Annotated in this window: 20 protein-coding genes and 2 tRNA genes; 10 read left to right on the top strand and 12 right to left on the bottom strand. The window is 56.6% G+C overall.

What is annotated here, in order from left to right; genetic code table 11:
• Positions 1-63: 63 nt before the first annotated feature.
• Positions 64-1,359 (bottom strand): ATP-dependent Clp protease ATP-binding subunit ClpX, encoded by a 1,296-nt coding sequence (clpX, locus tag HMPREF3158_RS08370; protein ID WP_061924143.1) that lies wholly within the window; start codon positions 1,357-1,359, stop codon positions 64-66.
• A gap of 304 nt (positions 1,360-1,663) precedes the next feature.
• Positions 1,664-3,163, bottom strand: coding sequence for a peptide MFS transporter (locus HMPREF3158_RS08365; RefSeq protein WP_070498042.1), 1,500 nt, complete (start codon positions 3,161-3,163; stop codon positions 1,664-1,666).
• 201 nt (positions 3,164-3,364) lie between these two features.
• Here HMPREF3158_RS08365 and HMPREF3158_RS08360 point away from each other — a divergent pair, with 201 nt between their 5' ends.
• Positions 3,365-3,760: a hypothetical protein gene (locus HMPREF3158_RS08360; protein ID WP_070498039.1), complete on the top strand. Its 396-nt coding sequence runs from the start codon at positions 3,365-3,367 to the stop codon at positions 3,758-3,760.
• A gap of 94 nt (positions 3,761-3,854) precedes the next feature.
• Here HMPREF3158_RS08360 and HMPREF3158_RS08355 read toward each other — a convergent pair whose 3' ends face one another.
• Positions 3,855-4,478: an ATP-dependent Clp protease proteolytic subunit gene (locus HMPREF3158_RS08355; protein ID WP_070498037.1), complete on the bottom strand. Its 624-nt coding sequence runs from the start codon at positions 4,476-4,478 to the stop codon at positions 3,855-3,857.
• A gap of 21 nt (positions 4,479-4,499) precedes the next feature.
• Positions 4,500-5,099, bottom strand: a complete 600-nt coding sequence (locus tag HMPREF3158_RS08350) for an ATP-dependent Clp protease proteolytic subunit (RefSeq protein WP_062037799.1) — start codon at positions 5,097-5,099, stop codon at positions 4,500-4,502.
• A 137-nt stretch (positions 5,100-5,236) separates the two neighbouring features.
• Between HMPREF3158_RS08350 and HMPREF3158_RS08345 the strand changes: the two genes are divergently transcribed.
• From HMPREF3158_RS08345 to HMPREF3158_RS08325, 5 genes are all read left to right on the top strand, one after another.
• The gene (locus HMPREF3158_RS08345) at positions 5,237-5,917 is read left to right on the top strand and encodes a metal-dependent transcriptional regulator (RefSeq protein WP_062037796.1); all 681 of its coding nucleotides are present in this window, start codon (positions 5,237-5,239) and stop codon (positions 5,915-5,917) included.
• 147 nt (positions 5,918-6,064) lie between these two features.
• Positions 6,065-6,493 carry a class Ib ribonucleoside-diphosphate reductase assembly flavoprotein NrdI gene (nrdI, locus tag HMPREF3158_RS08340; RefSeq protein WP_246815603.1) on the top strand — a complete coding sequence of 143 codons (429 nt, stop codon included), beginning with the start codon at positions 6,065-6,067 and terminating at the stop codon, positions 6,491-6,493.
• A gap of 35 nt (positions 6,494-6,528) precedes the next feature.
• A complete protein-coding gene (nrdE, locus tag HMPREF3158_RS08335; RefSeq protein WP_062037791.1) occupies positions 6,529-8,727 on the top strand; it encodes a class 1b ribonucleoside-diphosphate reductase subunit alpha in 2,199 nt (732 codons plus the stop codon).
• A gap of 53 nt (positions 8,728-8,780) precedes the next feature.
• A complete protein-coding gene (gene nrdF / locus HMPREF3158_RS08330; RefSeq protein ID WP_082787678.1) occupies positions 8,781-9,806 on the top strand; it encodes a class 1b ribonucleoside-diphosphate reductase subunit beta in 1,026 nt (341 codons plus the stop codon).
• Between the two features lie 286 nt (positions 9,807-10,092).
• The gene (locus tag HMPREF3158_RS08325) at positions 10,093-10,668 is read left to right on the top strand and encodes an NADPH-dependent FMN reductase (RefSeq protein WP_061924173.1); all 576 of its coding nucleotides are present in this window, start codon (positions 10,093-10,095) and stop codon (positions 10,666-10,668) included.
• A 106-nt stretch (positions 10,669-10,774) separates the two neighbouring features.
• On the opposite strand, the gene tig is transcribed toward HMPREF3158_RS08325, so the two are convergent.
• The 3 genes from tig to HMPREF3158_RS08310 all read right to left on the bottom strand — a co-directional run bounded on the left by tig (position 10,775) and on the right by HMPREF3158_RS08310 (position 12,939).
• Positions 10,775-12,133: a trigger factor gene (gene tig, locus HMPREF3158_RS08320; RefSeq protein ID WP_061924176.1), complete on the bottom strand. Its 1,359-nt coding sequence runs from the start codon at positions 12,131-12,133 to the stop codon at positions 10,775-10,777.
• Between the two features lie 84 nt (positions 12,134-12,217).
• Positions 12,218-12,291: transfer RNA gene (locus tag HMPREF3158_RS08315), tRNA-Pro, on the bottom strand.
• 573 nt (positions 12,292-12,864) lie between these two features.
• A tRNA-Gly gene (locus HMPREF3158_RS08310) sits at positions 12,865-12,939 on the bottom strand.
• Positions 12,940-13,089: 150 nt separating this feature from the next.
• On the opposite strand from HMPREF3158_RS08310, the gene HMPREF3158_RS08305 reads away from it, so the two are divergent.
• Both HMPREF3158_RS08305 and HMPREF3158_RS08300 read left to right on the top strand, forming a co-directional pair.
• Positions 13,090-13,875: a hypothetical protein gene (locus HMPREF3158_RS08305; protein ID WP_062037575.1), complete on the top strand. Its 786-nt coding sequence runs from the start codon at positions 13,090-13,092 to the stop codon at positions 13,873-13,875.
• 133 nt (positions 13,876-14,008) lie between these two features.
• Positions 14,009-14,842 carry an aldo/keto reductase gene (locus tag HMPREF3158_RS08300; RefSeq protein WP_062037572.1) on the top strand — a complete coding sequence of 278 codons (834 nt, stop codon included), beginning with the start codon at positions 14,009-14,011 and terminating at the stop codon, positions 14,840-14,842.
• A gap of 160 nt (positions 14,843-15,002) precedes the next feature.
• On the opposite strand, the gene HMPREF3158_RS08295 is transcribed toward HMPREF3158_RS08300, so the two are convergent.
• Positions 15,003-15,476 (bottom strand): ribose-5-phosphate isomerase, encoded by a 474-nt coding sequence (locus HMPREF3158_RS08295; protein ID WP_061924185.1) that lies wholly within the window; start codon positions 15,474-15,476, stop codon positions 15,003-15,005.
• A gap of 119 nt (positions 15,477-15,595) precedes the next feature.
• On the opposite strand from HMPREF3158_RS08295, the gene HMPREF3158_RS08290 reads away from it, so the two are divergent.
• Entirely contained in the window at positions 15,596-16,297 is a 702-nt protein-coding gene (locus HMPREF3158_RS08290) for a hypothetical protein (RefSeq protein WP_062037568.1), read from the top strand.
• 20 nt (positions 16,298-16,317) lie between these two features.
• On the opposite strand, the gene HMPREF3158_RS08285 is transcribed toward HMPREF3158_RS08290, so the two are convergent.
• Complete coding sequence (locus HMPREF3158_RS08285; RefSeq protein WP_062037564.1) at positions 16,318-16,941, bottom strand: mycothiol-dependent nitroreductase Rv2466c family protein; 624 nt, start codon at positions 16,939-16,941, stop codon at positions 16,318-16,320.
• Between the two features lie 107 nt (positions 16,942-17,048).
• Between HMPREF3158_RS08285 and pepN the strand changes: the two genes are divergently transcribed.
• On the top strand, positions 17,049-19,604 hold the full coding sequence (gene pepN, locus HMPREF3158_RS08280) for an aminopeptidase N (RefSeq protein WP_070498035.1): 2,556 nt from the start codon (positions 17,049-17,051) through the stop codon (positions 19,602-19,604).
• A 12-nt stretch (positions 19,605-19,616) separates the two neighbouring features.
• Here the strand turns inward: pepN and HMPREF3158_RS08275 are convergent, their stop codons facing one another.
• From HMPREF3158_RS08275 to HMPREF3158_RS08265, 3 genes are all read right to left on the bottom strand, one after another.
• Entirely contained in the window at positions 19,617-20,375 is a 759-nt protein-coding gene (locus HMPREF3158_RS08275) for a GntR family transcriptional regulator (RefSeq protein ID WP_070498032.1), read from the bottom strand.
• Positions 20,376-20,529: 154 nt separating this feature from the next.
• Positions 20,530-21,231: an SDR family oxidoreductase gene (locus HMPREF3158_RS08270; protein WP_062037553.1), complete on the bottom strand. Its 702-nt coding sequence runs from the start codon at positions 21,229-21,231 to the stop codon at positions 20,530-20,532.
• Positions 21,232-21,281: 50 nt separating this feature from the next.
• Positions 21,282-22,508 (bottom strand): alkylhydroperoxidase domain protein, encoded by a 1,227-nt coding sequence (locus HMPREF3158_RS08265; protein ID WP_070432991.1) that lies wholly within the window; start codon positions 22,506-22,508, stop codon positions 21,282-21,284.
• Between the last annotated feature and the right edge of the window lie 48 nt (positions 22,509-22,556).

Genomic DNA, 22,556 nt, shown 5'->3' with positions numbered 1-22,556 from the left:
TAAAAGAGCCGCCTTATAGAAGGCGGCTCTTTGAGCATGTGGGGTTAGACGGAAACGCGTTAGCTAGGCAGATTCCTTTTCGGCGTCAGAATAGACAAACTCCGGCTCGCCCTCGCCTTTAACGCAGGCCTCGGTAATGTGCACGGCCGTGATGTCCTCGCGGTCTGGCAGGTCATACATGATGGGAACGAGCAGCTCCTCCATGATGGCACGCAAGCCACGAGCGCCGGTCTTGCGCTCGAGCGCGAGCTCGGCAATGGAGCCCAAGGCCTCGTCTGCGAAGACCAGTTCCGCGCCATCCATCTCGAAGAGGCGCTGATATTGCTTGATGAGCGAGTTCTTCGGCTCCACCAAGACCTTGACCAAGGACTCACGATCGAGGTTGTCCACGGTGGCCACAACCGGCAAGCGGCCAATGAACTCCGGGATTAGTCCGAACTTTACGAGATCCTCAGGGCGTACCTCAGAGAAGAGGTCGAGCTTCTCGCGCTCGCTGGCGGTCTCGAGCTTCGCGCCAAAGCCCACGCCCTTCTTGCCCACGCGCTCTGCGATGACTTTATCGAGGCCAGCAAAGGCACCAGCAACGATGAACAGAATGTTCGAGGTATCGAGCTGGATGAACTCTTGGTTGGGGTGCTTACGGCCACCCTGCGGCGGGATGGCGGCTACGGTTCCCTCCAAGATCTTCAGCAGGGCTTGCTGCACGCCCTCACCGGAAACGTCACGAGTAATGGATGGGTTTTCGGACTTGCGGGAAATCTTGTCCACCTCATCGACGTAGATGATGCCGCGCTGCGCGCGCTCTACGTCAAAGTCTGCGGCCTGCAGGAGCTTAAGCAGAATGTTTTCTACGTCCTCGCCCACGTAGCCGGCCTCGGTAAGGCTGGTGGCGTCGGCGATAGCAAAAGGAACATCCAGCATGCGAGCCAGCGTCTGCGCTAGGTAGGTCTTGCCGGAACCGGTAGGACCGAGCAGCAGGATGTTGGACTTAGCGATCTCGACGTCCTCATCCTCGACCTTCTTGCGGCGGCTTTCCAGGCCCGCTGCTTCTTCTGCCTTGATGCGCTTGTAGTGGTTATAAACCGCCACAGAAAGCACGCGCTTGGCCTGGTCCTGGCCGATGACGTACTTATCAAGGAAGGAGGAAATCTCCGAAGGGCGCGGAAGCTTTACTTCCTTCTCGGCATTGTCAGCCGCGGCGGCTGCGCCGAGTTCTTCTTCGATGATCTCATTACACAGCTCGATGCACTCATCACAGATGTAGACACCGCCGCCGGCGATGAGCTTTTTCACCTGTTTCTGGCTCTTGCCACAAAAGGAGCACTTGAGCAGGTCAGCGCTTTCTTGCATACGTGCCATTAAGGTCTTTCCACTCGCTTTTGATTATTGATTGTGGTGGGAAGATTCTAGGATGCCAATCCTTTGCATCCGGCGCCCTTAAAAAGGGGCGCGTCCCACAGATACCTCCACCTTAGTAAATCAACGCGACACCGCCCTCATTCATTCCTCCGCGTGGCGCAGCCTCAACCCCTCCTTGAGACTTCCCTTTTCGCAGTTCACATACACTATGCGTCTGCTTTCAGCAGGCAACGCAGGGACCAAGAAAACGGCGACGACGCCGCGGGCCTTAAGACCAACGGCGTCGGAAAGCATCGGCTCCTTTTTAGCGGAAGGTGGCGAAGTTCTTAACCACCCAGCGGCTGACTGCCAGGACCAGCAGACCCAGAACGATGGAAGCGATGCCCAGGGAGATAAAGAAGGTATTCTCCGCGCCAGCGTCCTCTGGGTTGTAGAAACCAGCCAGGGAGCCAGCCAGGGAGGTACCCATGGCAACGGCCATCATCCACACCGCCATCATGCGGGAGGGGAAGGCACGTGGCGCGACCTTCGTAGCAAGCGCGTTACCAACCGGGGACAGCAAAAGCTCACCCATGGTGAACAGGAAGAGGATGCCAATGATGGCAAACATCGGCGTGGAATTTGCACCGGTACCGGAGTACGGCAGGAAGAAGAACAAGGAAATACCGATGATGATGTTCGCGGCGCCGAACTTCACTGGCGTGGACCACTGACGGTTACCGAGCTTGGTCCACATCGTTGCGAAAATCGCAGAGAAGATCACGATGAAGATCGGGTTGAAGGACTGCACCAGTGACGGCGGAATCTCGATGCCGAAGAAGTTACGGTTCAAGCGCACGTCCGCGTAGATGGTCATGACGGTGAACTGCTGCTGGAAGATACCGAAGAACAAAACACCAGAGACAAACAGTGGGATAAATCCCAGCAGACGCTTCTTTTCTTCCGCATCAACCAGCTCGGAGAAGTACATCTGGCACCACAATACGATTGCCGCCAACAGCGCAACGACGGTGACGATGTTGGATAGCCAATCGACCTTGATAACGCCGGTTGCGATGGAACTTACCGCAATTGCCACGATGCCAAGGACGGCAGCTAGGCCGAGCAGCATCTGCTTGCTGCTAGCAGGGTTCGGGACCTCGTGGCCTGCATCCTTGATGGTGGACTTGCGCATCAGGGTGTACTGAATCAGGCCCGCGAACATGCCGATTGCCGCGAGGCCAAAGCCCCAGTGGAATCCCTTCCAGCCCCACATGATCGTTGTGATCAACGGGCCGAATAGAGCGCCGATGTTGACACCCATGTAGAAGATGGAGAAACCACCGTCACGGCGGGTGTCATCACGGCTATATAGCGAGCCAAGCACCACCTGGGCGGTGGTCTTCACGCCGCCGGAGCCGATGGCGATGAGAACCAAACCAATCGCCAGACCAATAACGTCCGGAATAAACGCCAGAGCGATATGGCCGAGCATCACCAGGTTCGCGGAGTAGAACAGGGTGCGCTCCGGGCCCAAAATTCGGTCTGCAACCAAAGAGGCCAGAAGGCAGGCCATATAGACCAGACCGCCGTAGGCACCAACCACCGACGTTGCAGCGGTCTTGTCCATGCCCAGTCCGCCATCGGTAACGGAGTAGTACATATAGAGCAAGACGATCGACTGCATGCCGTAGAAGCTGAAACGCTCCCACATCTCGATGCCAAAGAGGTTGGCTAGGCCCCACGGATGCCCGAAGAACAGTCTTTCTTCAGACTCCGCTTTATGTGCTGTCGCGCCAGACAGCTGCGTATTGTGATCTGACATATAAATAGTTGACCACTAATTCTCGGTAACAACAAATCGGTTGGTTGCCCGAAATAATTGTTAAGACACGCAGCTGCAGAAAATCCACGTCACGGCCCCGCACTGCGAAACCGTTCACACCCATATTTGCAGCCGAATCGACCAAGGGTCGGAGCATCAACCTCCCCCCTCTACCAACAACTCGCCAGCGGCATCCGCGACATGATCATGTCCGGCCAGCTCGCCCCCGGCGACCGCACCCGCGTTGCAGAAAAGCATCGTGCCGCATTACACGAGGATTTCGTCGCACCGCTTCTAGCCGAAGCACTAGCCCCCGGAATCTACGGCGTTATCGGCCCCAACGGTGCGGGCTATGCTGGCACGGCGATAGGACTGCTCTTCAAAGCGCTTGATAATAGAAGTATTGCTATGCGAACCATCACCGCCGCTGGAGGCATTCTCCTCGTCTATTTCCTAGCAATCGTGATAAACCGGGCCGCATACACCTTCAGTATCCCAATCGAGGCGCCATACCCAGGCCTATTCATTTTCAGCACTATCGCTATCATCTCCAGCGTTGTGCTGATGTGGCGGCTGCCTAAACACATCCACCCGTAGGACGGACTTGGGTGATACTCCAAGCCCTATAGAACTAAAACCAAAGCCCTTGCACCACGAATACGGTGCAAGGGCTTTAGCTTAACTACTGGTTTTAGGCGTTGAGCTTGCGGTAATCAAAGACGGTATCGATGATGCCGTACTCAACGGCTTCCTGAGCGGTCAGGATCTTGTCGCGGTCAGTGTCCTCACGGACCTGGTCTGCGGTGCGGCCGGTGTGCTCAGCGAGGGTGGTCTCCATGAGGCGGCGCATGCGCTCGATCTCGTTGGCCTGAATCTCGAGGTCCGAGACCTGGCCCTGGGTGCCCTGGGTGCGAGGCTGGTGAATCAGCACGCGGGAGTTCGGCAACGCAGCGCGCTTACCCGGAGCACCCGCAGCCAGCAGGACGGCTGCAGCAGATGCAGCCTGGCCCAGGCAGACGGTCTGCACGTCTGGGCGGACGTAGCGCATGGTGTCGTAGATGGCCATCAGCGCAGTAAAGGAGCCGCCCGGGGAGTTGATGTACATGGTGATGTCGCGGTCAGGATCCTGGGATTCCAGAACCAGCAGCTGCGCCATGATGTCATTCGCCGAGGTGTCATCAACCTGGGTGCCTAGGAAGATGATGCGCTCCTCAAAGAGCTTGGAGTATGGGTTGGTGGTCTTAGAGCCTTGTGCGTTCTGCTCGACAAACTCCGGCAGGACGTAGCGGGAAGAAGGCATCTGCATATTAGACATAGTAGTGGATCTCCTTAATCCCTAGTTGTTGATCGGGCCGTTGACGGATTCGATGACATGGTCGACGATGCCGTACTCCTTGGCCTGCTGTGCAGTAAACCAACGGTCACGGTCGGAGTCGCGGGTAATCTGCTCGAAAGACTGGCCGGTGTGCTCAGCGATGAGCTCAGCCATCTCGCGCTTGGTCTGCGCAAACTGCTCGGCCTGGATGGCGATGTCAGCAGCGGTGCCACCCACGCCAGCGGAAGGCTGGTGCATCATGATGCGAGCATGTGGCAGAGCGTAGCGCTTGCCCTTGGTGCCGCCGGAGAGCAAGAACTGGCCCATGGAAGCTGCCAGACCCATGCCATAGGTGGCAATATCGCACGGCGAGTACTTCATCGTGTCGTAGATGGCCATGCCCGCGGTAACGGAGCCACCCGGCGAATTGATATAAAGCGAAATATCGCGCGTGGGATCCTCTGCGGACAGCAGGAGAATCTGGGCGCACAGCTTGTTCGCAATCTCATCATCCACCTGGGTTCCCAGGAAGATAATGCGCTCGCGCAAGAGGCGCTCATAGACGCTATCGCCCAGGCTCATACCAGTAGCGGATGAGTTCATTGAAATCTTCTCAGACATTAATGATGCTCCTTCAATTGAAGAATTTTTAACTGGCCCCACCTTACCGACATTCTTCTCAAATTTGGCCCCTGTTCGCTATGAGCGTTGGGAGCGCTACGTCAGCACACACTAAGGTGCTGGGTTAAGATTTCCCCATGTCTGTTTCCGAGCTTTCCACTAGCACACAGAATTATTTGAAAGCCATCTGGGGGCTAAAGGAATGGTCATCTGAGCCCGTAACCGCCACGCTTATTTCAGCACAGTTAGGGCTCAAACTCTCCTCAGTCTCCGATGCAGTGCGCAAAATGACCAAGCAAGGGTTGGTATCACACACACCTTACGGAGCAGTGGAGCTCACCGATCGGGGTAGACAGTATGCATTGGATATGGTGCGCCGTCACCGATTGCTTGAATCTTTCTTGGTACAGGCATTGGACTATACATGGGACGAAGTCCATGACGAAGCAGAAAACCTCGAACACGCAGTGTCGGACATGCTGATAGAGCGCGTGGACAAGTTCCTCAATTTTCCCAGTAGGGATCCACACGGCGATCCTATTCCCACAGTTGATGGGAACATCACGATTCCTCGTGCACACCGGCTCTCTGACAGCGGAGCACAATCTCAGGTGATCGTTGAACGAATCTCCGATTCCGACCCACAACTACTAGCTTTCCTGAAAGAACACGGCATCGTCACGGGTGCCGTTCTAGACACGCGCGAAGGAGCCCCCTTTTCAGAATCACTCGAAGTGCGAGTATTTGGTAGCACTCCGTGGGTACTGCTCGGACGCCCGGCTACCGACGCAGTTTTTGTAGCTCCTCATACCCCATAAAAGCCATCCCCCTCCACCTAAACCTAACATTACCTGCCCTTTTAAAATATACGTTGCAACGTAGTTTGCAACTACGCTCACACGTAGTTACGCTTTCGGATATCACATATCCCACGAATGGCTCAGGCCAGGATGAGCAGGATTGCTATGTCAGACTCACCAGATTTGGTGTACTTTTCGAGCGTTTCTGAAAACACAAAAAGATTTGTTGAACGCCTAGGCAGACCCGCAGTGCGAATTCCACTACGGCCCAAGAAAAACGGAATGATCCAGGTTTCACACCCGTATGTACTCGTCGTCCCCACCTACGGAGGCGGCTCTCTCAAACGCGCGGTTCCTAAACAGGTCATCACTTTCCTTAACGACCCAATCAATCGATCCTTTATCCGCGGCGTCATTTCCTCAGGAAACACCAATTTCGGAAACGCCTACTGCGTAGCCGGCCAAATCATTTCCGCCAAGTGCCACGTGCCCGAGCTGTATCACTTCGAGCTACTCGGCACCCAAAAAGATATTGACACCGTAAAACAAGGTCTTCACAAGTTTTGGGAACAGCAAGAACACGTCAAAAGATGAAGAACACGTCCGGACCACACAGATTGGACTACACAATGACCCCTCCGCAGACCACACCCACGCAGCCTGTTGACGCAGCCCATCGCATCACCACCGGTGCTAACGACGAAGGCGGCGTTGGTAAGCGCAAAAGTTACCATGCGCTCAACGCGCAGCTGAACTTATTCGATTCTTCCGGGAGAATTCAGTTCGACAAAGATATTGAGGCAGTACAGGATTATTTAACCCACCATGTTGCTCCCCGCATGCGCACATTTAGCTCCACCACGGAACGCCTGGAATGGTTAGTAGATAATGAATACTACGAGCGGGGTTTCCTCGAACTTTACGAGGACGAGTTCCTGTGCGCCATATATGACAGAGCACATCGCGCCCAGCATCGGTTCCGCACATTCCTCGGCGCATTTAAGTTCTTTACTTCCTACGCGCTAAAAACCTTTGACGGCTCAACACTCCTTGAAGGCTACGAAGAACGCGTCACCACCACAGCTCTTTACCTGGCACAAGGCGACAAAGTTCTTGCAGAGAAACTGGTGGACGACATCATGTCCGGACGATTCCAGCCCGCCACCCCTACTTTTCTCAACGCAGGCAAGGCTCAGCGCGGCGAAATGGTGTCTTGCTTCCTCCTGCGAATAGAAGACAACTTGGAAAGCATTGGCCGCAGTGTGAACTCCGCGCTACAGCTATCAAAACGCGGCGGTGGCGTGGCCCTATTGCTAAGCAATCTGCGCGAATCCGGAGCCCCGATCAAAAAGATTGAGAACCAAGCATCCGGCGTAGTCCCAGTTATGAAGATTCTGGAAGATAGTTTCAGCTATGCCAACCAACTGGGGGCCCGCCAGGGCGCTGGGGCTGTCTACCTGCATGCGCATCACCCAGATATTCTTCGCTTCCTCGATACCAAACGGGAAAATGCAGATGAAAAAGTTCGCATCAAGACCCTTTCACTGGGTGTCGTTATTCCGGATATAACGTTTCGCCTGGCCAAAGAGAACAAGGACATGCATCTGTTTAGTCCTTATGACATTGCTCGCGAATACGGCGTGCCCATGTCCGACATGTCTATCACCGAGCATTACGACGAGCTGGTGACCAATCCGCGAATTTCGCACACCACCATCAAGGCCAGGGAGTTTTTCACTACGCTTGCTGAGCTTCAATTTGAATCTGGATACCCCTATATCCTCTTCGAAGATACGGTCAATCGCTCTAATCCCCTCAAAGGGCGTATCAATATGTCCAACCTGTGTAGCGAGATCCTTCAAGTCAACGCGCCATCCACTTTTGGCCCATCTGGCAACTACGCCACCATCGGCCAAGACATTTCATGCAATCTGGGTTCGCTCAACATCGCTAAGGCCTTTGCATCACCGGATTTTGGAGCAACTGTAGAAACCGCAGTGCGCGCGCTCACCCAAGTCTCAGATCTTACCGATATCGAAGCAGTTCCTTCCATTGCTAAAGGCAATAAATCCATGCACGCGATTGGTTTGGGGCAGATGAATCTCCATGGTTTCCTTGCTTCCAAACGGATTCCCTATGGCTGCGCCGAGGCTTTGGACTTTACCAACTTCTATTTCCTGACTGTGACCTATCATGCGCTGCGCACATCCCATGCGTTAGCGGTAGAGAAAGGTCAGCGATTCCAGGGTTTTGAAGACTCTGCTTATGCCTCCGGCGCATTCTTCGACAAGTATCTCAAACAGGAATGGGTCCCTGCCACCAAGCGAGTAGAGCAGCTTTTCCATGAAGCAGGCGTGCGGATTCCTACACGCGAGGACTGGCTGAAATTAAAGAATCAGGTGGCCCGAGACGGAATATATAACGCCTATCTACAGGCAGTTCCACCCACTGGATCAATTGCCTACATCAATGATTCGACTGCATCCATCCACCCGATTGCCTCCAAGATCGAAATTCGCAAGGAAGGCCGATTGGGGCGCGTGTATTTCCCCGCACCGGAAATGACCAACGACAATGTGGAGTATTTCGAGGACTCTTTCACCGTGGGATACGAGAAAATCATTGATACCTACGCCATGGCCACGCAGCACGTGGACCAAGGCCTTTCTCTGACCTTGTTCTTTACTGCCGACAGCACCACTAGGGATATCAACAGGGCGCAAATCTATGCCTGGAAGGCCGGCATCAAGACCTTGTACTACATCCGTTTACGCCAATCCGCGCTCCAAGGCACTGAGGTCGAAGGCTGCGTCTCCTGCGCTTTATAGGAGCGCTGCCCTCCCATCTTTTGCACTACCAATTCACCCGAAAGGAAAAAGTAATGACTTCAGCATCGAACGCTGCTGCGTTAACTAGCATCTCTGTTACGCCTCCGAGCTTCCGACATGATCCCTCAGCCCGCATCCGCCCCATCAATTGGAACCGTGTGAGTGACGAAAAGGATCTTGAAGTATGGAACCGGCTCACCGCCAATTTCTGGCTGCCGGAGAAAGTGCCGCTTTCTAATGATCTCTCAGCCTGGCAGAAAATGACGCCCTCAGAGCGTAACCTCACCATGCGGGTGTTCACAGGCCTGACCACTTTAGATACCGTGCAGGCTACCGTGGGAGAAATCTGCCAAATTCAAGACGCCCGCACCGAGCATGAGCAGGCCGTTTACACCAACATTGCCTTCATGCAATCAGTTCACGCCCGTTCTTATTCTTCAGTGTTTTCTACGCTAAGCAGCACAAAGGAAATTGACGAAGCCTACCGCTGGGCGGTGAATAATGACCTTCTCCAAGCACGTGCCAAGAAAGTCCTCACGCACTATTTCGGGCCGGATCCGCTCAAGCGCAAGGTATCATCGACGCTTCTTTCTTCGCTCCTTCTATACGCGGGTTTCTATCTCCCCTTACACTTTTCTGTCCACGCCACCCTGACCAATACGGCAGACATGATTCGCCTCATTCTGCGTGACAAGGCAGTACACGGTTACTACTCGGGATATAAATACCAGCGTGGCCTAGAATCTTCTTCTCCTCAAAGGCAAAAAGAGATGAAGAATTTCACCATCTCTTTGCTCGAGGAGCTCTATTCCCTAGAGCTGGAATACTCCGGCGAACTATATGAACCATTAGGACTCATGGACGATGTGGCCGTCTTCGTTCGCTATAACGCAAATAAGGCCCTGATGAACTTGGGCTACCCAGATTACTTCCCACCTGAGGAAACGGAAGTTAACCCAGAAATTCTCGCCGCCCTAGCTCCTGGAGCAGACGAGAACCATGACTTCTTCTCTGGTTCAGGCTCCTCCTATGTCATTGGTACCGCTGAAGAAACGAGTGATGATGACTGGGATTTCTAAACCCTTCCCACGACCAGACCAAGGAAGCTGGCTTGAAACCATTGCATTGTTTGAGACTATTCGTGAAGGAAACCAACCTGCGGCATTGCGGCTGCTACAAAGCTCGGCCGCACGCGAGGCCGTCCTGGGAGGGCTCTTGGGCCTCATTGAACTGTATTTCCGCAATGAAGAAGATGACAAAATAGAGGGATTTCTCGCTGCCGCCCACAGTGCCGGCCCGCCCCCAGCTTTCGGTTGCAAGCCTTTTCTCCCTTAATCCAGCCCCAATGAAGAAAGAAGGTTCAGCATGACTTCCACCCCACGCATCACCGTTATCGTAGGTAGCCTGCGTCGCGGATCAATTGCGCGCAAGATTGCGCACGAAGTACTCACAATGATCCCGAAAGACTACGAGGCAAACATCCTCGAAATCCGCAACTTACCCCTTTATGACTTCGACTACGATGATCCCGCGGTCACGGACAAGCCAACTCCGGCCGAGTACACCACCTTCCGCGACACCATCAAGAACTCTAGCGGAGTCCTTTTCATTACGCCCGAAAACAACCGCACAATCCCCGCATGCCTCAAAAACGCGGTGGACATCGGTTCTAAACCCAACTCAGATGTGGCTTGGAAGAACCTCCCCGCAGGAATCATCAGCCATTCTGTAGGGCGCATGGGTGGGTATAGCTCACAAAAGAACCTCCGATTGGCCCTGTCTTACTTTGATATGCCTTTTCCTGGGCAGCCCGAGGTATTCCTCGGCCAATCACCCACCCTTTTCGAAGACTCGGGCCGTCTTAATGAACACACCGCAGAATTTGTAAAGGACTACGTCATGCGCTTCCTGGCTCTGGTGGACAATGCCTTAACCAGCTAGGACCCACGCACATCTCTAGAGGGCGTTCACGATCACGCAAACCCCGGACTCATTCATGAATCCGGGGTTTGCTAGTGCGCTAGAAACCGCTCGCTACGAAAGAAACCTACTTCTCCTCGGTAGCATCTTCAGCGCCCTCTTCTTCGACCTCGCCGAAGTACTGGTCGACGTCAACCTTGTTGCCGTCCTCGTCCTTGACGTCAACGCGGCAGATAGCGGCTGCGAGAGCCTTGCCACGGCGAACATCAGAGAAGAGGTTTGCAATCTGGCCATTGGACTGCAGCTGCTGAATGAACTGGTTCGGGTCCATGCCGTAGGACTGAGCGGTGAACAGGATGTGGTCGGTCAGCTCCTGCTGGGAGACCTCAGGCTGCTCTTCCTCAGCAACGGCATCCAGGAACAGCTGGGTGCGGACGGACTCTTCAGCGGACTCGCGAGCTTCCTTATCAAACTCCTCGCGGGTGGTGCCCTGCGCCTCAAGCAGCTGTGCGAATGCCTTCTCGTCGTGAGCCAGCTGGCCCAGGATCTGGTGCAGCTGTGCGTGAACCTGCTCGTCAACGACGGAGGTCGGCAGCTCGAACTTAACGCCGTCGAGAGCAGCCTTCAGAACCTCGTCGCGGATGTTCGCAGCCTGCTCAGCCTTCTTGGACTCCTCAACACGGGTCTTGGTGGACTCGCGCAGCTCGTCCATGGTGTCGAACTCGGAAGCCATCTGTGCGAACTCATCGTCCAGTTCCGGAAGCTTGCGCTCCTTGGTCTGCTGAACGTGAACCTTGATGGTTGCTTCTTCACCAGCGTGGTCACCGGACTGGATGGTGGAGGTGAACTCGTTGTCCTCGTCGGTCTTCATGCCGCGCAGTGCGGTGTCAAGGCCCTTGATGAGGTCGTCATCACCAATCTGGTAGGACATGCCTTCGTAGGATGCCTCTTCCAGCTTCTCGCCGTCGATCTCGGTAACGATGTCGATGATGGCGAAGTCGCCGGTCTTCATCTTGCGCTTGGTGTCCTTGAGCTCACCAAAGCGTGCTGCCAAGTCCTCGAGAGCCTTGTCGACGTCCTCTTCCTTAGCCTCCAGAGCCGGAACGGTAACAGACAGCTTGGAGAAGTCCGGAACCTCGATCTCCGGGCGGATGTCAACCTCAGCGGTGAACTCGACGAAGTCGTTGTCCTCTATCTTCGCGATGTCAACCTCTGGCTGGCCGATAACCTTCAGGTCGTTTTCCTGAACTGCCTGCTCGTAACGGGTCGGCAGCATGTCATTGACAACCTGCTCGAGAATCGGGCCGCGACCAAAGCGGGCGTCGATAAGCTGGCGCGGAGCCTTACCCTTACGGAAACCTGGGATAGAAACCTGTTGTGCGATCGCCGCGTAGGCCTGATCGATTTCCTTGTCCAGCTCAGCAAACGGAACGTTGACGGTGAGCTTGACGCGGGTATCGCTCAGCTTGTCTACGGTGGTCTTCACGAGAAACTCTCCTGGCATAAATTGGTTCAGAATGTAAATAAGGGGTCTGGAAATACTTTAAGGGTATTCCCAGACCCCCATACGTCGGGGCGACAGGATTTGAACCTGCGACCCCCTGCTCCCAAAGCAGGTGCGCTACCAAACTGCGCCACGCCCCGTATGTAGGCCTCCACGATCTTCTAAAACATGTCATGCTTTTCGCCGTGGGTGCGTTGCATACTCGAAATAGTGTAGCGGCATATCTCCAAATGACCTAACACCGACCCCCACTTAAGAGCATTTCCGCAGGTTAAAAGCTATTAATTTCCTCCCCGTCACAACGGTCAATTATGCAAATTAACGCCTTAAAGCGCGAGTTTTAGCGCTTGTTTTGCGGCGCCGTTCCACTGCATCGACCCACTGCATCGGCAACGTCTCCGCAGCCCGTTCAGCGAAGCCCCACAACATCGCACTGTGGGGCGTGGGCCTTGCCCTAAACCAGATGGTGAGGTTGCCCATTCCTAGATGGTGAGGTCGCGCCGTCAATTCTGTGCCTGGTGATAACGGCTGTGGCTGGAGTCTACTGACCTCACCTTTTAGACCTCACCATGTAGGTTTGTCACCTCACCATTTGGGGGTTTCGGCCAAACAAGCACGCTTTATACCCCCTTCACTTGGATTTGGCCGCAAGGTGGAAAACGACAAATCTCGAGCCAACATTTGCATGAAACGTTGACTCGAGATTTAAAAATTGGAGGGAATGACGGGAATCGAACCCGCGTCTTCAGCTTGGAAGGCTGAGGTATTAGCCACTATACGACATTCCCACAGTCCAACATCCAGCGATGTTTGACGTGCGAACCACTTTAGCGCACTTGCCGGCAGAAAATAAAACCGGGCCCGTCAACGTGGGGAACTAACTAGGCTTGGAAGGCGTTCAACGTGTGTTGCCCATCAAGATTTGGAAGTGAGTTTTCTTGACACCAATTATCCTGCTTATTGCCGTCGGCGGCGGCGCCGCCTACTTTGCTTCGCGCGGACAGAAGAAAAGGCGCGAAGAGCTTGAAGCGCAGCGCTTCGAGGACGCATTGGCAGATGCCCGCCGCTGGACTGAGCGCCTGGGTGGTCAGGTCATGCAGATTTCCGGCACCGACGCTGCTTCCACACAAGCCATGGCAGATGCTTCCGAGCGTTTCACCGCGGCCAATGCCGCGATTTCCCGCGCCAACACCGTCAAGCAGGCGAATCTGGCGCGCGAATCCGCGCTAGAGGGCATGCACTATGTCAACGCAGCGCGCGAAATCATGGGCATGGATGCAGGTCCAGAGCTCCCACCGTTGGAGGGCCAGCGCCAGGCTGGCAAGGTCACTGAAAAGCGCACAGTTGAGGCAGACGGCCAGACGATTACCGCTTCGCCTTATGCATCCAGCGAGACGCCGAACTACTACCCCGGCGGCGTGGTTGCAGGCCGCCCGGTTCCGGCTGGTTGGTACTCCCGCCCATGGTGGGCCGACGCACTGAGCACCGGCGTATGGATGATGGGCTACTCCATGATGTTCAATGCCATGTTCAGCGGCATGTCCGGCATTGGCTACTCGGCAGCAGCTGCTGAAAGCGGCGACTGGGGCGGCGGCGAGTTAGGCGGTGGTGACATCGCCGGAGACACGGGCGGTGACGGCGAAGATGGCGGCGGACTCTTCGACGGCCTCTTCGACGGCGGCGATGGCGACGACGGTCTCTTTGACTTCGATTTCGATTTCTAGTTCTCGCCCCCACACTGGGCGCCCAGCAACTGCCCCACCCGAGCAATAATTAATACGTAAATTTTCGTGGCTATTTTGTTCCGCTGAGCTTGGCTTCTGCTAAGTTGTTCACTCGCAACGTAGTCTGGGAGCCATGTCTGTACCAATGATGAAACTCCACGACGGTAACGAAATCCCACAGCTTGGCTTCGGCGTCTTCAAGGTCGATCCAGAAAAGACCGAAGAGCTCGTCGCTGAAGCCCTGCGCGTGGGCTATCGCCACATCGATACCGCTGCCGTTTATGGCAACGAGGAGGGCGTAGGCCGCGCCATCGCTAACTCCGATATTCCGCGCGAGGAGCTATTTATTACCACCAAGCTGTGGAACGATAGCCAGACCAACGCCGCAGAGGCCCTCGATGAGTCTTTGCAGAAGCTAGGCCTCGACTACGTCGATCTTTATCTCATCCACTGGCCATGCCCAGAAAACGGCAACTACGTCGAGGCATGGAAGCAGATGATTGAGCTGCAAAAGGCCGGCAAGGCCAAATCCATCGGCGTTTCCAACTTCGAGCTCGAGCACTTAGAGCAGCTGGAAACCCACACCTCTGTTACCCCGGTGGTCAACCAGGTTGAGCTGCACCCGTACCTACAGCGTTGGCGCGAATTGGACGCTTTCCGTGCACACGGCGTCAAGATTGAGGCGTGGGGCCCACTCGGCCAGGGCCAGACGGACCTTTTCGAGATTGATGAGATTACCGAGCCTGCCAAGAAATATGGGGTCTCCCCTGCGCAGGTCATCATCCGCTGGCACCTGCAAAATGACGTCATCTTGTTCCCGAAGTCCGCGAACCCAGAGCGCATTGCGGAAAACTTCGACGTCTTTGGCTTTGAGCTAACCGAGGATGAGATGGCTGCCATCACGGATCTGGATCTTGGCGAGGAAGGCCGCGGCGGCCCGCACCCGAACGAGTTCAACGCTAGCTAAGCAGCGCGAAAACTAGACAGCACGAGTCAGCTTAGCTAGGCATCTAAAAAGCGCCTTCATCTCCCCTTGTCCCCCCACATCCAGTGAGCGGGCGAAGAAAAGTGAAGGCGCGTTTAGCAGTTTTGGTACTTTAAGGCTCCTAGAAGGCACCTTGAAGGAACTAAGCCTCAGGCAGTTCCGGGGGAATCTCAGTGCGCTCGTACTCAGCCAGGATGTCGATGCGGCGCTGGTGGCGATCCGCCGCGGACCACTCCTGCTCGAGGAAAGCATCCACGATGGCCAGTGCTTCTTCTTCAGAGTGCATGCGGCCGCCGATGCCGATCAGCTGAGCGTTGTTGTGCTCGCGAGCCAAGCGGGCGGTTTCTGGGGACCAAGCCAGTGCGCATCGTGCGCCCTTTACCTTGTTGGCTGCAATCTGCTCACCGTTGCCGGAACCACCGAGCACGATGCCCAAGGAACCGGGATCGTTGACGGTACGCAGTGCCGCCTCAATGCAAAAAGCTGGGTAATCATCCTCAGCGTCGTAAACGTGTGCGCCACAATCGATGACGTCGTGGCCCTGCTTCTTCAGGTGTTCAACGATGACGTTCTTCATCTCGAACCCTGCGTGGTCTGCTCCTAAATAAACGCGCATGCCCCAGATACTACAGTCTCGCGAGCAGCCCTGTTGCTATGATCGACGTTCTAGCAATAATCAACCCCCGTTAATGCATGCCTCCAGGGATACCTCTGATGAAAGGTGGCGGCGCCCCCATGAATGACCGCTTCGACACCCGACTAGTAATTGGCATCTTCATCGCCAGCGTGTTCTTGCTAGCGATTTTTCCGCTCATTTTTCCGCCCTTTGTGGGGCCGCTCGTGGGCACTATGTTGATTACCCTCACCCACATCGTGCTCGGAGCGTTCTACTGCTTCCCCGCGCACCGTGACCTCCGGGTGGGAATTACTGCACTGATTGGCGCGGCGTCGTGGGCTACCTGGGCGCACTCAGCGTGGGAGGAATACTCCGCGCAGATGACGCTGCCCATCATCAACATCGCAGGCATGGTGGCGCCCATAGCCACGTTGCTGGTGCTGTTGTTCCTCTCCACCACGAATCTGCACCTCAACGAGCCTTCCCGCACCGGCAAGCGTTACTTCGTCATCGGCTTGGCCTTTACCGTCTTGGTCTTGGTCGAGGTCCTTTGGACCTTCTTGTTCCAGGAGCGCCTCGATTCGCTCAGCGTCTCGCCGGAGACTGCGCGCGCTGCCATGATCGTCGTCTCGCGCATCGCCCCCTTTGTCATGGCCGCTCTGGCACTGGTCACGGGAATGAGCACAGACAGCCCAAAGCCCCGGAACCTCATGGTGGGTGCCGGGGGCTTTGCCCTGCTGAGCTTTTTCATCCCGTTCGTCACGGCATTTTCAGCAGTATTTGCTTTCGCGGCATGGGCAAACACCCGCGTCAAGCATTAAGTTCGGGGTGCTAGCCCAAGTTACTTCTGACTCACCTGCGGCATTTCGGTGCGGGTGCGCTTTAGTTCGAAGAAATATGGGTACTGCGCGAGACGGACGGAAGCATCGAAGATTTCGCCGGCTTCCTCACCTTCTGGCACGCGGGTGATTACCGGGCCGAAGAATGCGGTATCGCCGAGCTTGACCACTGGGGTTCCTACTTCATCGCCGACCTCGTTGATGGCGGCATTGTGGAACTCGCGCAGCTTATCGTCAACATCCTCTGTGTTTGCCACCTCGGCGTAATCTGGCGGCAAGCCAGCCTCTTCCAGCGCCTGCGCAATGATTTCATCATAAGCGCCGAAGCCTTTCTTACCGCCCTGTTCCTGGCCGTGGATGAGATTGCCCATCGCGGTGTAATAGGCATCGACCTTTTCAGGGGCCGCGACGGCGATCTTCGTGGCGACGCGGGCCGGGCCCCAGTTTGCCTTCATCATTTCCATGTAATCCGGGTCCAAATCGCGGCCGTCGTTAAGCACGGAAAGCGACATCGGCACGAAGGTGACCTCGATATCGCGGACCTTTTCTACTTCCTTGATCCAACGGGAGGTGGCCCAAGCAAACGGGCAGCTGCAATCGAACCAAAACTTCACAGACTCAGCCATGTGGACTCCTTTTATACAAATTCATTGCTAACTGGCCTTTCCCACCCTACGGGCACGACTAGGGTGGATGCAGAAACTCAATTGCTACAAGGAGGAGTAATTAGCCTATGACCTCGATTAACCTCACTCGCGAAGAGGCCACGCGCCGCTCACAGATGATCGACGTTTCCCACTACGACGTCCACCTAGACCTTGTTAGTTCCAAGGTTAATTCCGAAACGCATTTCATCTCCACGACTACCGTGACCTTTCGCGCCAAGCAGGCTGGCTCCACGTTCATCGATCTGCGCGGCGAGGAGCTGCTAGAGGTTCGCTTGAACGGCGCTCCCCTGCCCACCAAGGCTTATGAGGCCGAGTACGGAATCCCGCTGTCCGGGCTGCAGGTAGCAGATTATGAGCTCAAGGTTGTAGCCAAGATTCCTTATTCCCACACCGGTGAGGGCCTACACCGCTTCGTCGATCCAGCAGACGGCAAGGTTTACCTCTACACCCAGTTTGAAACTGCCGATGCCAAGCGCGTCTTCGCTTGCTTCGACCAGCCCAATATGAAGGCCACTTATTCGCTGGCTTTCGATGCCCCGGCAGACTGGACAATCATCACCAATGGCCCCACCACCGTCGCACCAATCGAGGGCAAGGCTGGTGCCCAAACCTGGTCCACGGAGATTGATTACCCGCTTTCTACCTACCTGGTTGCCCTGTGCGCCGGCCCCTACTTCGAGGTCACCGATACCTGGAACGGCGAACTAACTGAGCACCCAGAAGGCAATGCCGCTGAGAAGGTTTCCGTCCCGCTGGCGGTCTACTGCCGCGCCTCCCTAGCAGAGCACCTTGACGCAGAGCGCATCCTTACTGAAACCAAGCAGGGCTTCGACTTCTACCACCGTAACTTCGGCTTTGCTTATCCCTTTGGCAAGTATGACCAAATCTTCGTGCCGGAGTTCAACGCCGGCGCCATGGAGAACGCCGGCTGCGTGACCATCCGCGACGAGTACGTCTTTAGCTCCAAGGCCACCCACTACAAGTACGAGCGCCGCGCTGACACCATCCTCCACGAGCTGGCGCACATGTGGTTTGGTGACTTGGTCACCATGGAATGGTGGGATGACCTGTGGCTCAACGAGTCCTTCGCCACCTGGTCCGCCGCCATCTCCCAGGCTGAGGAAACCCAGTACGACACCGCATGGGTCACCTTCGCCAACGTGGAAAAGTCCTGGGCTTATCAGCAGGATCAGCTGCCCACCACGCACCCGATTTCCACCGATGCCTCCGACATCGAGACCGTGGAGCAGAACTTCGACGGCATCACTTACGCTAAGGGAGCTTCCGTGCTCAAGCAGCTGCAGGCTTATGTGGGCCGCGAGAACTTCTTTGCCGGGGTGCGCCGCCACTTCAAGGCGCATGCTTTCTCTAATGCCACCTTCGACGATCTTCTTGCCTCCCTGGCCGAGTCCAGTGGCCGCGATTTGAGCTTCTGGGCTAAGCAATGGCTCAAGACCACCGGCATCAACACGTTTGCAGTTGAGCTAGACACTGACGACGCCGGGGTCATCACCACCGCACAGCTGGTCCAGTGTGGCGAGACGCTGCGCACCCACCGCGCAGGCGTGGGCATCTACAACTTGGTAGATGGCAAGGCCGTTCGCACCGATCGCATCGAGATGGATATCGACGGCGAGTACACCGATATTCCGCAGCTTGTAGGCCGCAAGGAACAAGACATCGACTTCCTGCTGCCAAACGACGATGATCTGACTTACGCGCTCATCGAGCTGGATTCCAAGTCGCTGGAATTCATGGTCGAAAACATCGACAAGTTCGCCGACCCAATGGCGCGTACTCTGTGCTGGTCCGCAGCATGGGAGATGACCCGCGGCGGCACCATGCGCGCCCGCGACTTCGTGGCGCTCGTAGCGCGCGGCGCGGCGGCAGAGACCGAGCTGGCGGTGCTCGAGCGCATCGTACAGCAGGCGGCTTCGGCGCAATTCAACTACGCGGACCCAGCGTGGGCCAAGGAGTCGACGCTGCTTGCCGACGCCCTGCTCGCCGGCACGCAGGACGAAGACCCAGAGCGTTCCATCGTCTTCGCGCAGGCGCTGACCAAGATTCGCCTGACCGAAGGCACCCGCGCCTTCCTGCAGGATGTTTTGGACTCCTCCGATGACGAGGGCCTGCGTTGGTACGCAATCGCAGCGCTGGCTGCCGACGGCGCGCTTGACGATGTCCCGGCTGCCATCGATGCGCAGCTGGCGCGCGATAACTCCGCAACCGGCCACCAAGCCGCAGTGCGTGCGCGCGCCGCGGTCAACACCGCGGAAAACAAGCGCGCGGTGTGGGAAGAAATTGTCGAGGGCGAGCTGAGCAACCGCGAGCTGACTTCGAAGCTAGAGGGCCTTACCTACCCCGGCGCTGACGAGCTGTTGCCGACTTCCGAGTTCTTCGATGTGGCAGAAAAGATTTGGGCTTCCCAGTCCACCGAGATCGGACTGACCTCCGTGACTGGTTTGTTCCCATCCTGGGCTATCTCGCAGCAGAGCCTGGATGAGGCTGATGCCTTCCTGCAGCGCGACCTAGCCGGCGGCCTGCGCCGTGCGGTTACCGAGCAGCGCGACCGTATGGCTCGTGCGCTGCGCAATCGTGCGGTAGATGCGCAGGAAGCATAAAAGGCACGCTAATTAGTCGAGGTGAGGTACCTGTCCGGGTGATGGGTCCTCGCCGACGATGACCTCCACGTTGGCGATATCGGAGCGCAAAGTTTCCTCGTTTATCGCCATAACGGTGCCATCGGACTGCTTGATGACGCGGCTAAAGCGCAGCAATGGGTGCGAACGGCCCACGCCGAGCAGTTTTTGCTCCTCTGCTCGGGCGGTAGCGGCTACGATGCGATCGCGCTTGTGCGCCATTTTTAGACCACAGTTTTCTAAGGTCTCCAGCAAAGGCTGGTGGAGATCGCGCTCATCAAGGTCTGGAACCAGCTGCACGGGGATGGTGTACTTCGAGACGCTAATCGGGGCATTGTCAACGTAGTGCACCCCCTTAAGTTCCCACACGAGCGTGCCCTCCTCTACCCCGAGGGTCGCGGCCATATGGGAGAGCACTTCTGTCTTGTGCAGCGCTACTACTTCAACGCGCGTTAGGAATCCACGATCCCGCAGCTGCAGCAGAATGCCTTCATGACTAGTCAGGCTAAGCGTGGGCGGGATAGCGCGTACAAAAGTGCCACCGGTACGGCCGCGTTTGCGATCAATTAAGCCCTCGATCTGCAAGATGTCCAACGCGTGGCGCACGGTCATGCGGGCAACGTTGTATTCCTGGACCAATTCGCGTTCAGTGGGGAAACGCTCGCCTGGCTTGAGTTGCTGGGTTTCGATCTTGCAGCGCAGCGAATCCGCGATCACCAAATAGGCAGGTCGGCGGCGGCTTGAAGTAGTCACAATTTCAGAAGTCTACAGCGCAGCCGAGCTTTCGCATCTCGAGCAGATGTGAATTAGGGCGAGGAAAGGCACCACCGTGGTGCACATCCCCCGCCCGAGCGTTAACTACAAATTTGCTTCGGTTTTAAACTAGTTTTCTAGCTAGTTCTTGCGCCTATCCTTTGAGGTTCTTGCGTTGCGCAAGCTCCACGCGCGGGCGCACGCGGATCTCGGTGAGCTGGGTGGTAGAGCCTGCATCCACCGCAGCGCGGATGGCATTGGCCACCTCGACGGGCGCGATGACGTGCGCTGGGTCGTAGTCCTGCAGGCCTTGCAGCATTGGGGTATCGGTAGGGCCTGGGGCCACGGTGGAAACGCGGATACCGAGCTCGGAGAGGCGCAGGCCGTCGGCAAGCGCGTAAAGCGCATGCTTGGTCGCGGCATAGATGACATTGTCGCCGTAGCTGTGGATACCGGCACCAGAGTTGATGAAGACCACGAGGCCTTCCCCATCAGCCGCGCGCAACTGCGGCAGCAGGCGGCGGCTTAGTTCAGCGGGAACGTGGACGTTTAAGTCCATCTGTGCCTGCCAGTCCTGCGGGCGTGCGGACTCGACGGAGTGCTTATCGGCGCGAGCGGCCGCGTGTACCAGAACGTCGACGCGGTCGAGGGCCTGCAGCGGCTCTGGCAGCGCGGTTTTGGGGTCAAGAAGCTCCAGCAAGTCGAGCGCTACCGGGGTGATGTTCGCGGCTTCCGGCAGCTCCTCGGCGCGGCGTCCCAGCGCATAGACATGGTGGTCGCGCGCGAGGTCCTCGATGATCTCTCGGCCCATGCCGCCGGTAGCGCCGGTTACTACTGCGATCTTGGTATTTGCCATGATTTACTCGCCTTCCTAACTATGTTTGCGCTTGTTTAGGTTTCCCGATTCTAGCGATAACGCTTCGGCACATCCGGCGCGCCGAGGGTAAGCATGAGGCGGTTGGCCCAGTTGAAGAAGGACGCGGAGTTGATGAGGTCGATGATTGCCAGGTCATCGAAGCCCACGCTGCGCAGCTTGGCCACGCATCCGGAGTTGAAGCTGAAGGGCGAACGCGTCAGCTCACGCACGGCGTCGCGAATCACGCCCCATGCATCGCTTCCTAAATCGGCGTCGAGGCCTTCGAAAAGCAGCCTATCGATGGCCGCGGCATCGCCGCCCTCATCCTTGGAACGCTGCTGGTGCACCGAGGCGCAGAACTCGCAGCCGTTGAATCGGGAAACCACGGTGGCGGCCAGCTCGCGCTCGGCACGGCCCAAGCCGCCGTCGGTGTTGTAGAAGATATCCAAGTCCGTGAGCGTACGGGCCTTCAGCGCCGCAGCATCGCGGGCCAGCAGGCGGAAGTACTCGGAGTCGATGCGCTCTGGGCGGATGAGTGCATCGATCTGCTCTTGGGTGAGCTCCTCCTTGGACAGCGGTGTAAACCACGGCTTCCAGCCCAGCGAGTGGGCAACAAAGCCCTGCGGAGCGTGGGTCTCTGGGTTAAGCGTGTGCTCGTGCAGCTGCCAGCCTGGGTCGGAAGCGCCCTCAATACGGGTGGTCTCGGGGGCGGTGGATTCATCACCACCCAAGACCTTCAGCCCGTGGATGACGCGCAGCTGGAAGGAAAGGAATGCAATGAGCTGGGACAGGCTCACGATGTCATCCTCAGACCAACCGGCAGCCTGCAGGTGGCCGATGGCCTCCGCGGAAGCGTCCTTAGGGTGGAATGCCAGAAGATGTGCAAAATCGAAGGCAGCGGCCAAGCGCTCGTCTAGGCCGGCAATCTCACCGAAGGTGATAAAGCCTGCGCCCTCGCCCGAAATATCGGCCGGTGCGGCATAAGGGCCAGAAGTAGTGCCGTACTCAATGGCAGCCTGGACGGCTCCCTGCAGAGTCTCCGTGGCCTCATCAGCAAGCAGATCCCCGTAAAACTCGCCGGCGCTTTTAGCCTGGTAAATGCCGCTCAAGAAAGCCGCCACGGCATAGCGCTGCGCATAGCTAAAGGTGCCGGGCTCCTCTGGCTCCAGCAGGGCCTGGAAGGAAAGCTGCGCGTTCGCCAAAGCATCGGGCCGGCGTGCGCGCAGCTGCGCTAGCTCCGGGCTTGCCCCGGCTAGTTGGTTGATGATGTCTGCCATGAAACTTCCTTTCCTTGTTCTTAAGGTTTTTAAGGCCTTTACCCGCCG

Source organism: Corynebacterium sp. HMSC06G04, assembly GCF_001807365.1.
GTDB classification, from domain to species: domain Bacteria; phylum Actinomycetota; class Actinomycetes; order Mycobacteriales; family Mycobacteriaceae; genus Corynebacterium; species Corynebacterium simulans.
This window is presented reverse-complemented; position numbering and strand designations above follow the sequence as displayed.

Coding starts and splice junctions, on each gene's coding strand:
- clpX (WP_061924143.1), bottom strand. CDS start 1,359: ATGGCACGTATGCAAGAAAGCGCTGACCTGCTCAAGTGCTCCTTTTGT.
- HMPREF3158_RS08365 (WP_070498042.1), bottom strand. CDS start 3,163: ATGTCAGATCACAATACGCAGCTGTCTGGCGCGACAGCACATAAAGCG.
- HMPREF3158_RS08360 (WP_070498039.1), top strand. CDS start 3,365: ATGATCATGTCCGGCCAGCTCGCCCCCGGCGACCGCACCCGCGTTGCA.
- HMPREF3158_RS08355 (WP_070498037.1), bottom strand. CDS start 4,478: ATGTCTAATATGCAGATGCCTTCTTCCCGCTACGTCCTGCCGGAGTTT.
- HMPREF3158_RS08350 (WP_062037799.1), bottom strand. CDS start 5,099: ATGTCTGAGAAGATTTCAATGAACTCATCCGCTACTGGTATGAGCCTG.
- HMPREF3158_RS08345 (WP_062037796.1), top strand. CDS start 5,237: ATGTCTGTTTCCGAGCTTTCCACTAGCACACAGAATTATTTGAAAGCC.
- nrdI (WP_246815603.1), top strand. CDS start 6,065: ATGTCAGACTCACCAGATTTGGTGTACTTTTCGAGCGTTTCTGAAAAC.
- nrdE (WP_062037791.1), top strand. CDS start 6,529: ATGACCCCTCCGCAGACCACACCCACGCAGCCTGTTGACGCAGCCCAT.
- nrdF (WP_082787678.1), top strand. CDS start 8,781: ATGACTTCAGCATCGAACGCTGCTGCGTTAACTAGCATCTCTGTTACG.
- HMPREF3158_RS08325 (WP_061924173.1), top strand. CDS start 10,093: ATGACTTCCACCCCACGCATCACCGTTATCGTAGGTAGCCTGCGTCGC.
- HMPREF3158_RS08300 (WP_062037572.1), top strand. CDS start 14,009: ATGTCTGTACCAATGATGAAACTCCACGACGGTAACGAAATCCCACAG.
- HMPREF3158_RS08295 (WP_061924185.1), bottom strand. CDS start 15,476: ATGCGCGTTTATTTAGGAGCAGACCACGCAGGGTTCGAGATGAAGAAC.
- HMPREF3158_RS08290 (WP_062037568.1), top strand. CDS start 15,596: ATGAATGACCGCTTCGACACCCGACTAGTAATTGGCATCTTCATCGCC.
- HMPREF3158_RS08285 (WP_062037564.1), bottom strand. CDS start 16,941: ATGGCTGAGTCTGTGAAGTTTTGGTTCGATTGCAGCTGCCCGTTTGCT.
- pepN (WP_070498035.1), top strand. CDS start 17,049: ATGACCTCGATTAACCTCACTCGCGAAGAGGCCACGCGCCGCTCACAG.
- HMPREF3158_RS08270 (WP_062037553.1), bottom strand. CDS start 21,231: ATGGCAAATACCAAGATCGCAGTAGTAACCGGCGCTACCGGCGGCATG.
- HMPREF3158_RS08265 (WP_070432991.1), bottom strand. CDS start 22,508: ATGGCAGACATCATCAACCAACTAGCCGGGGCAAGCCCGGAGCTAGCG.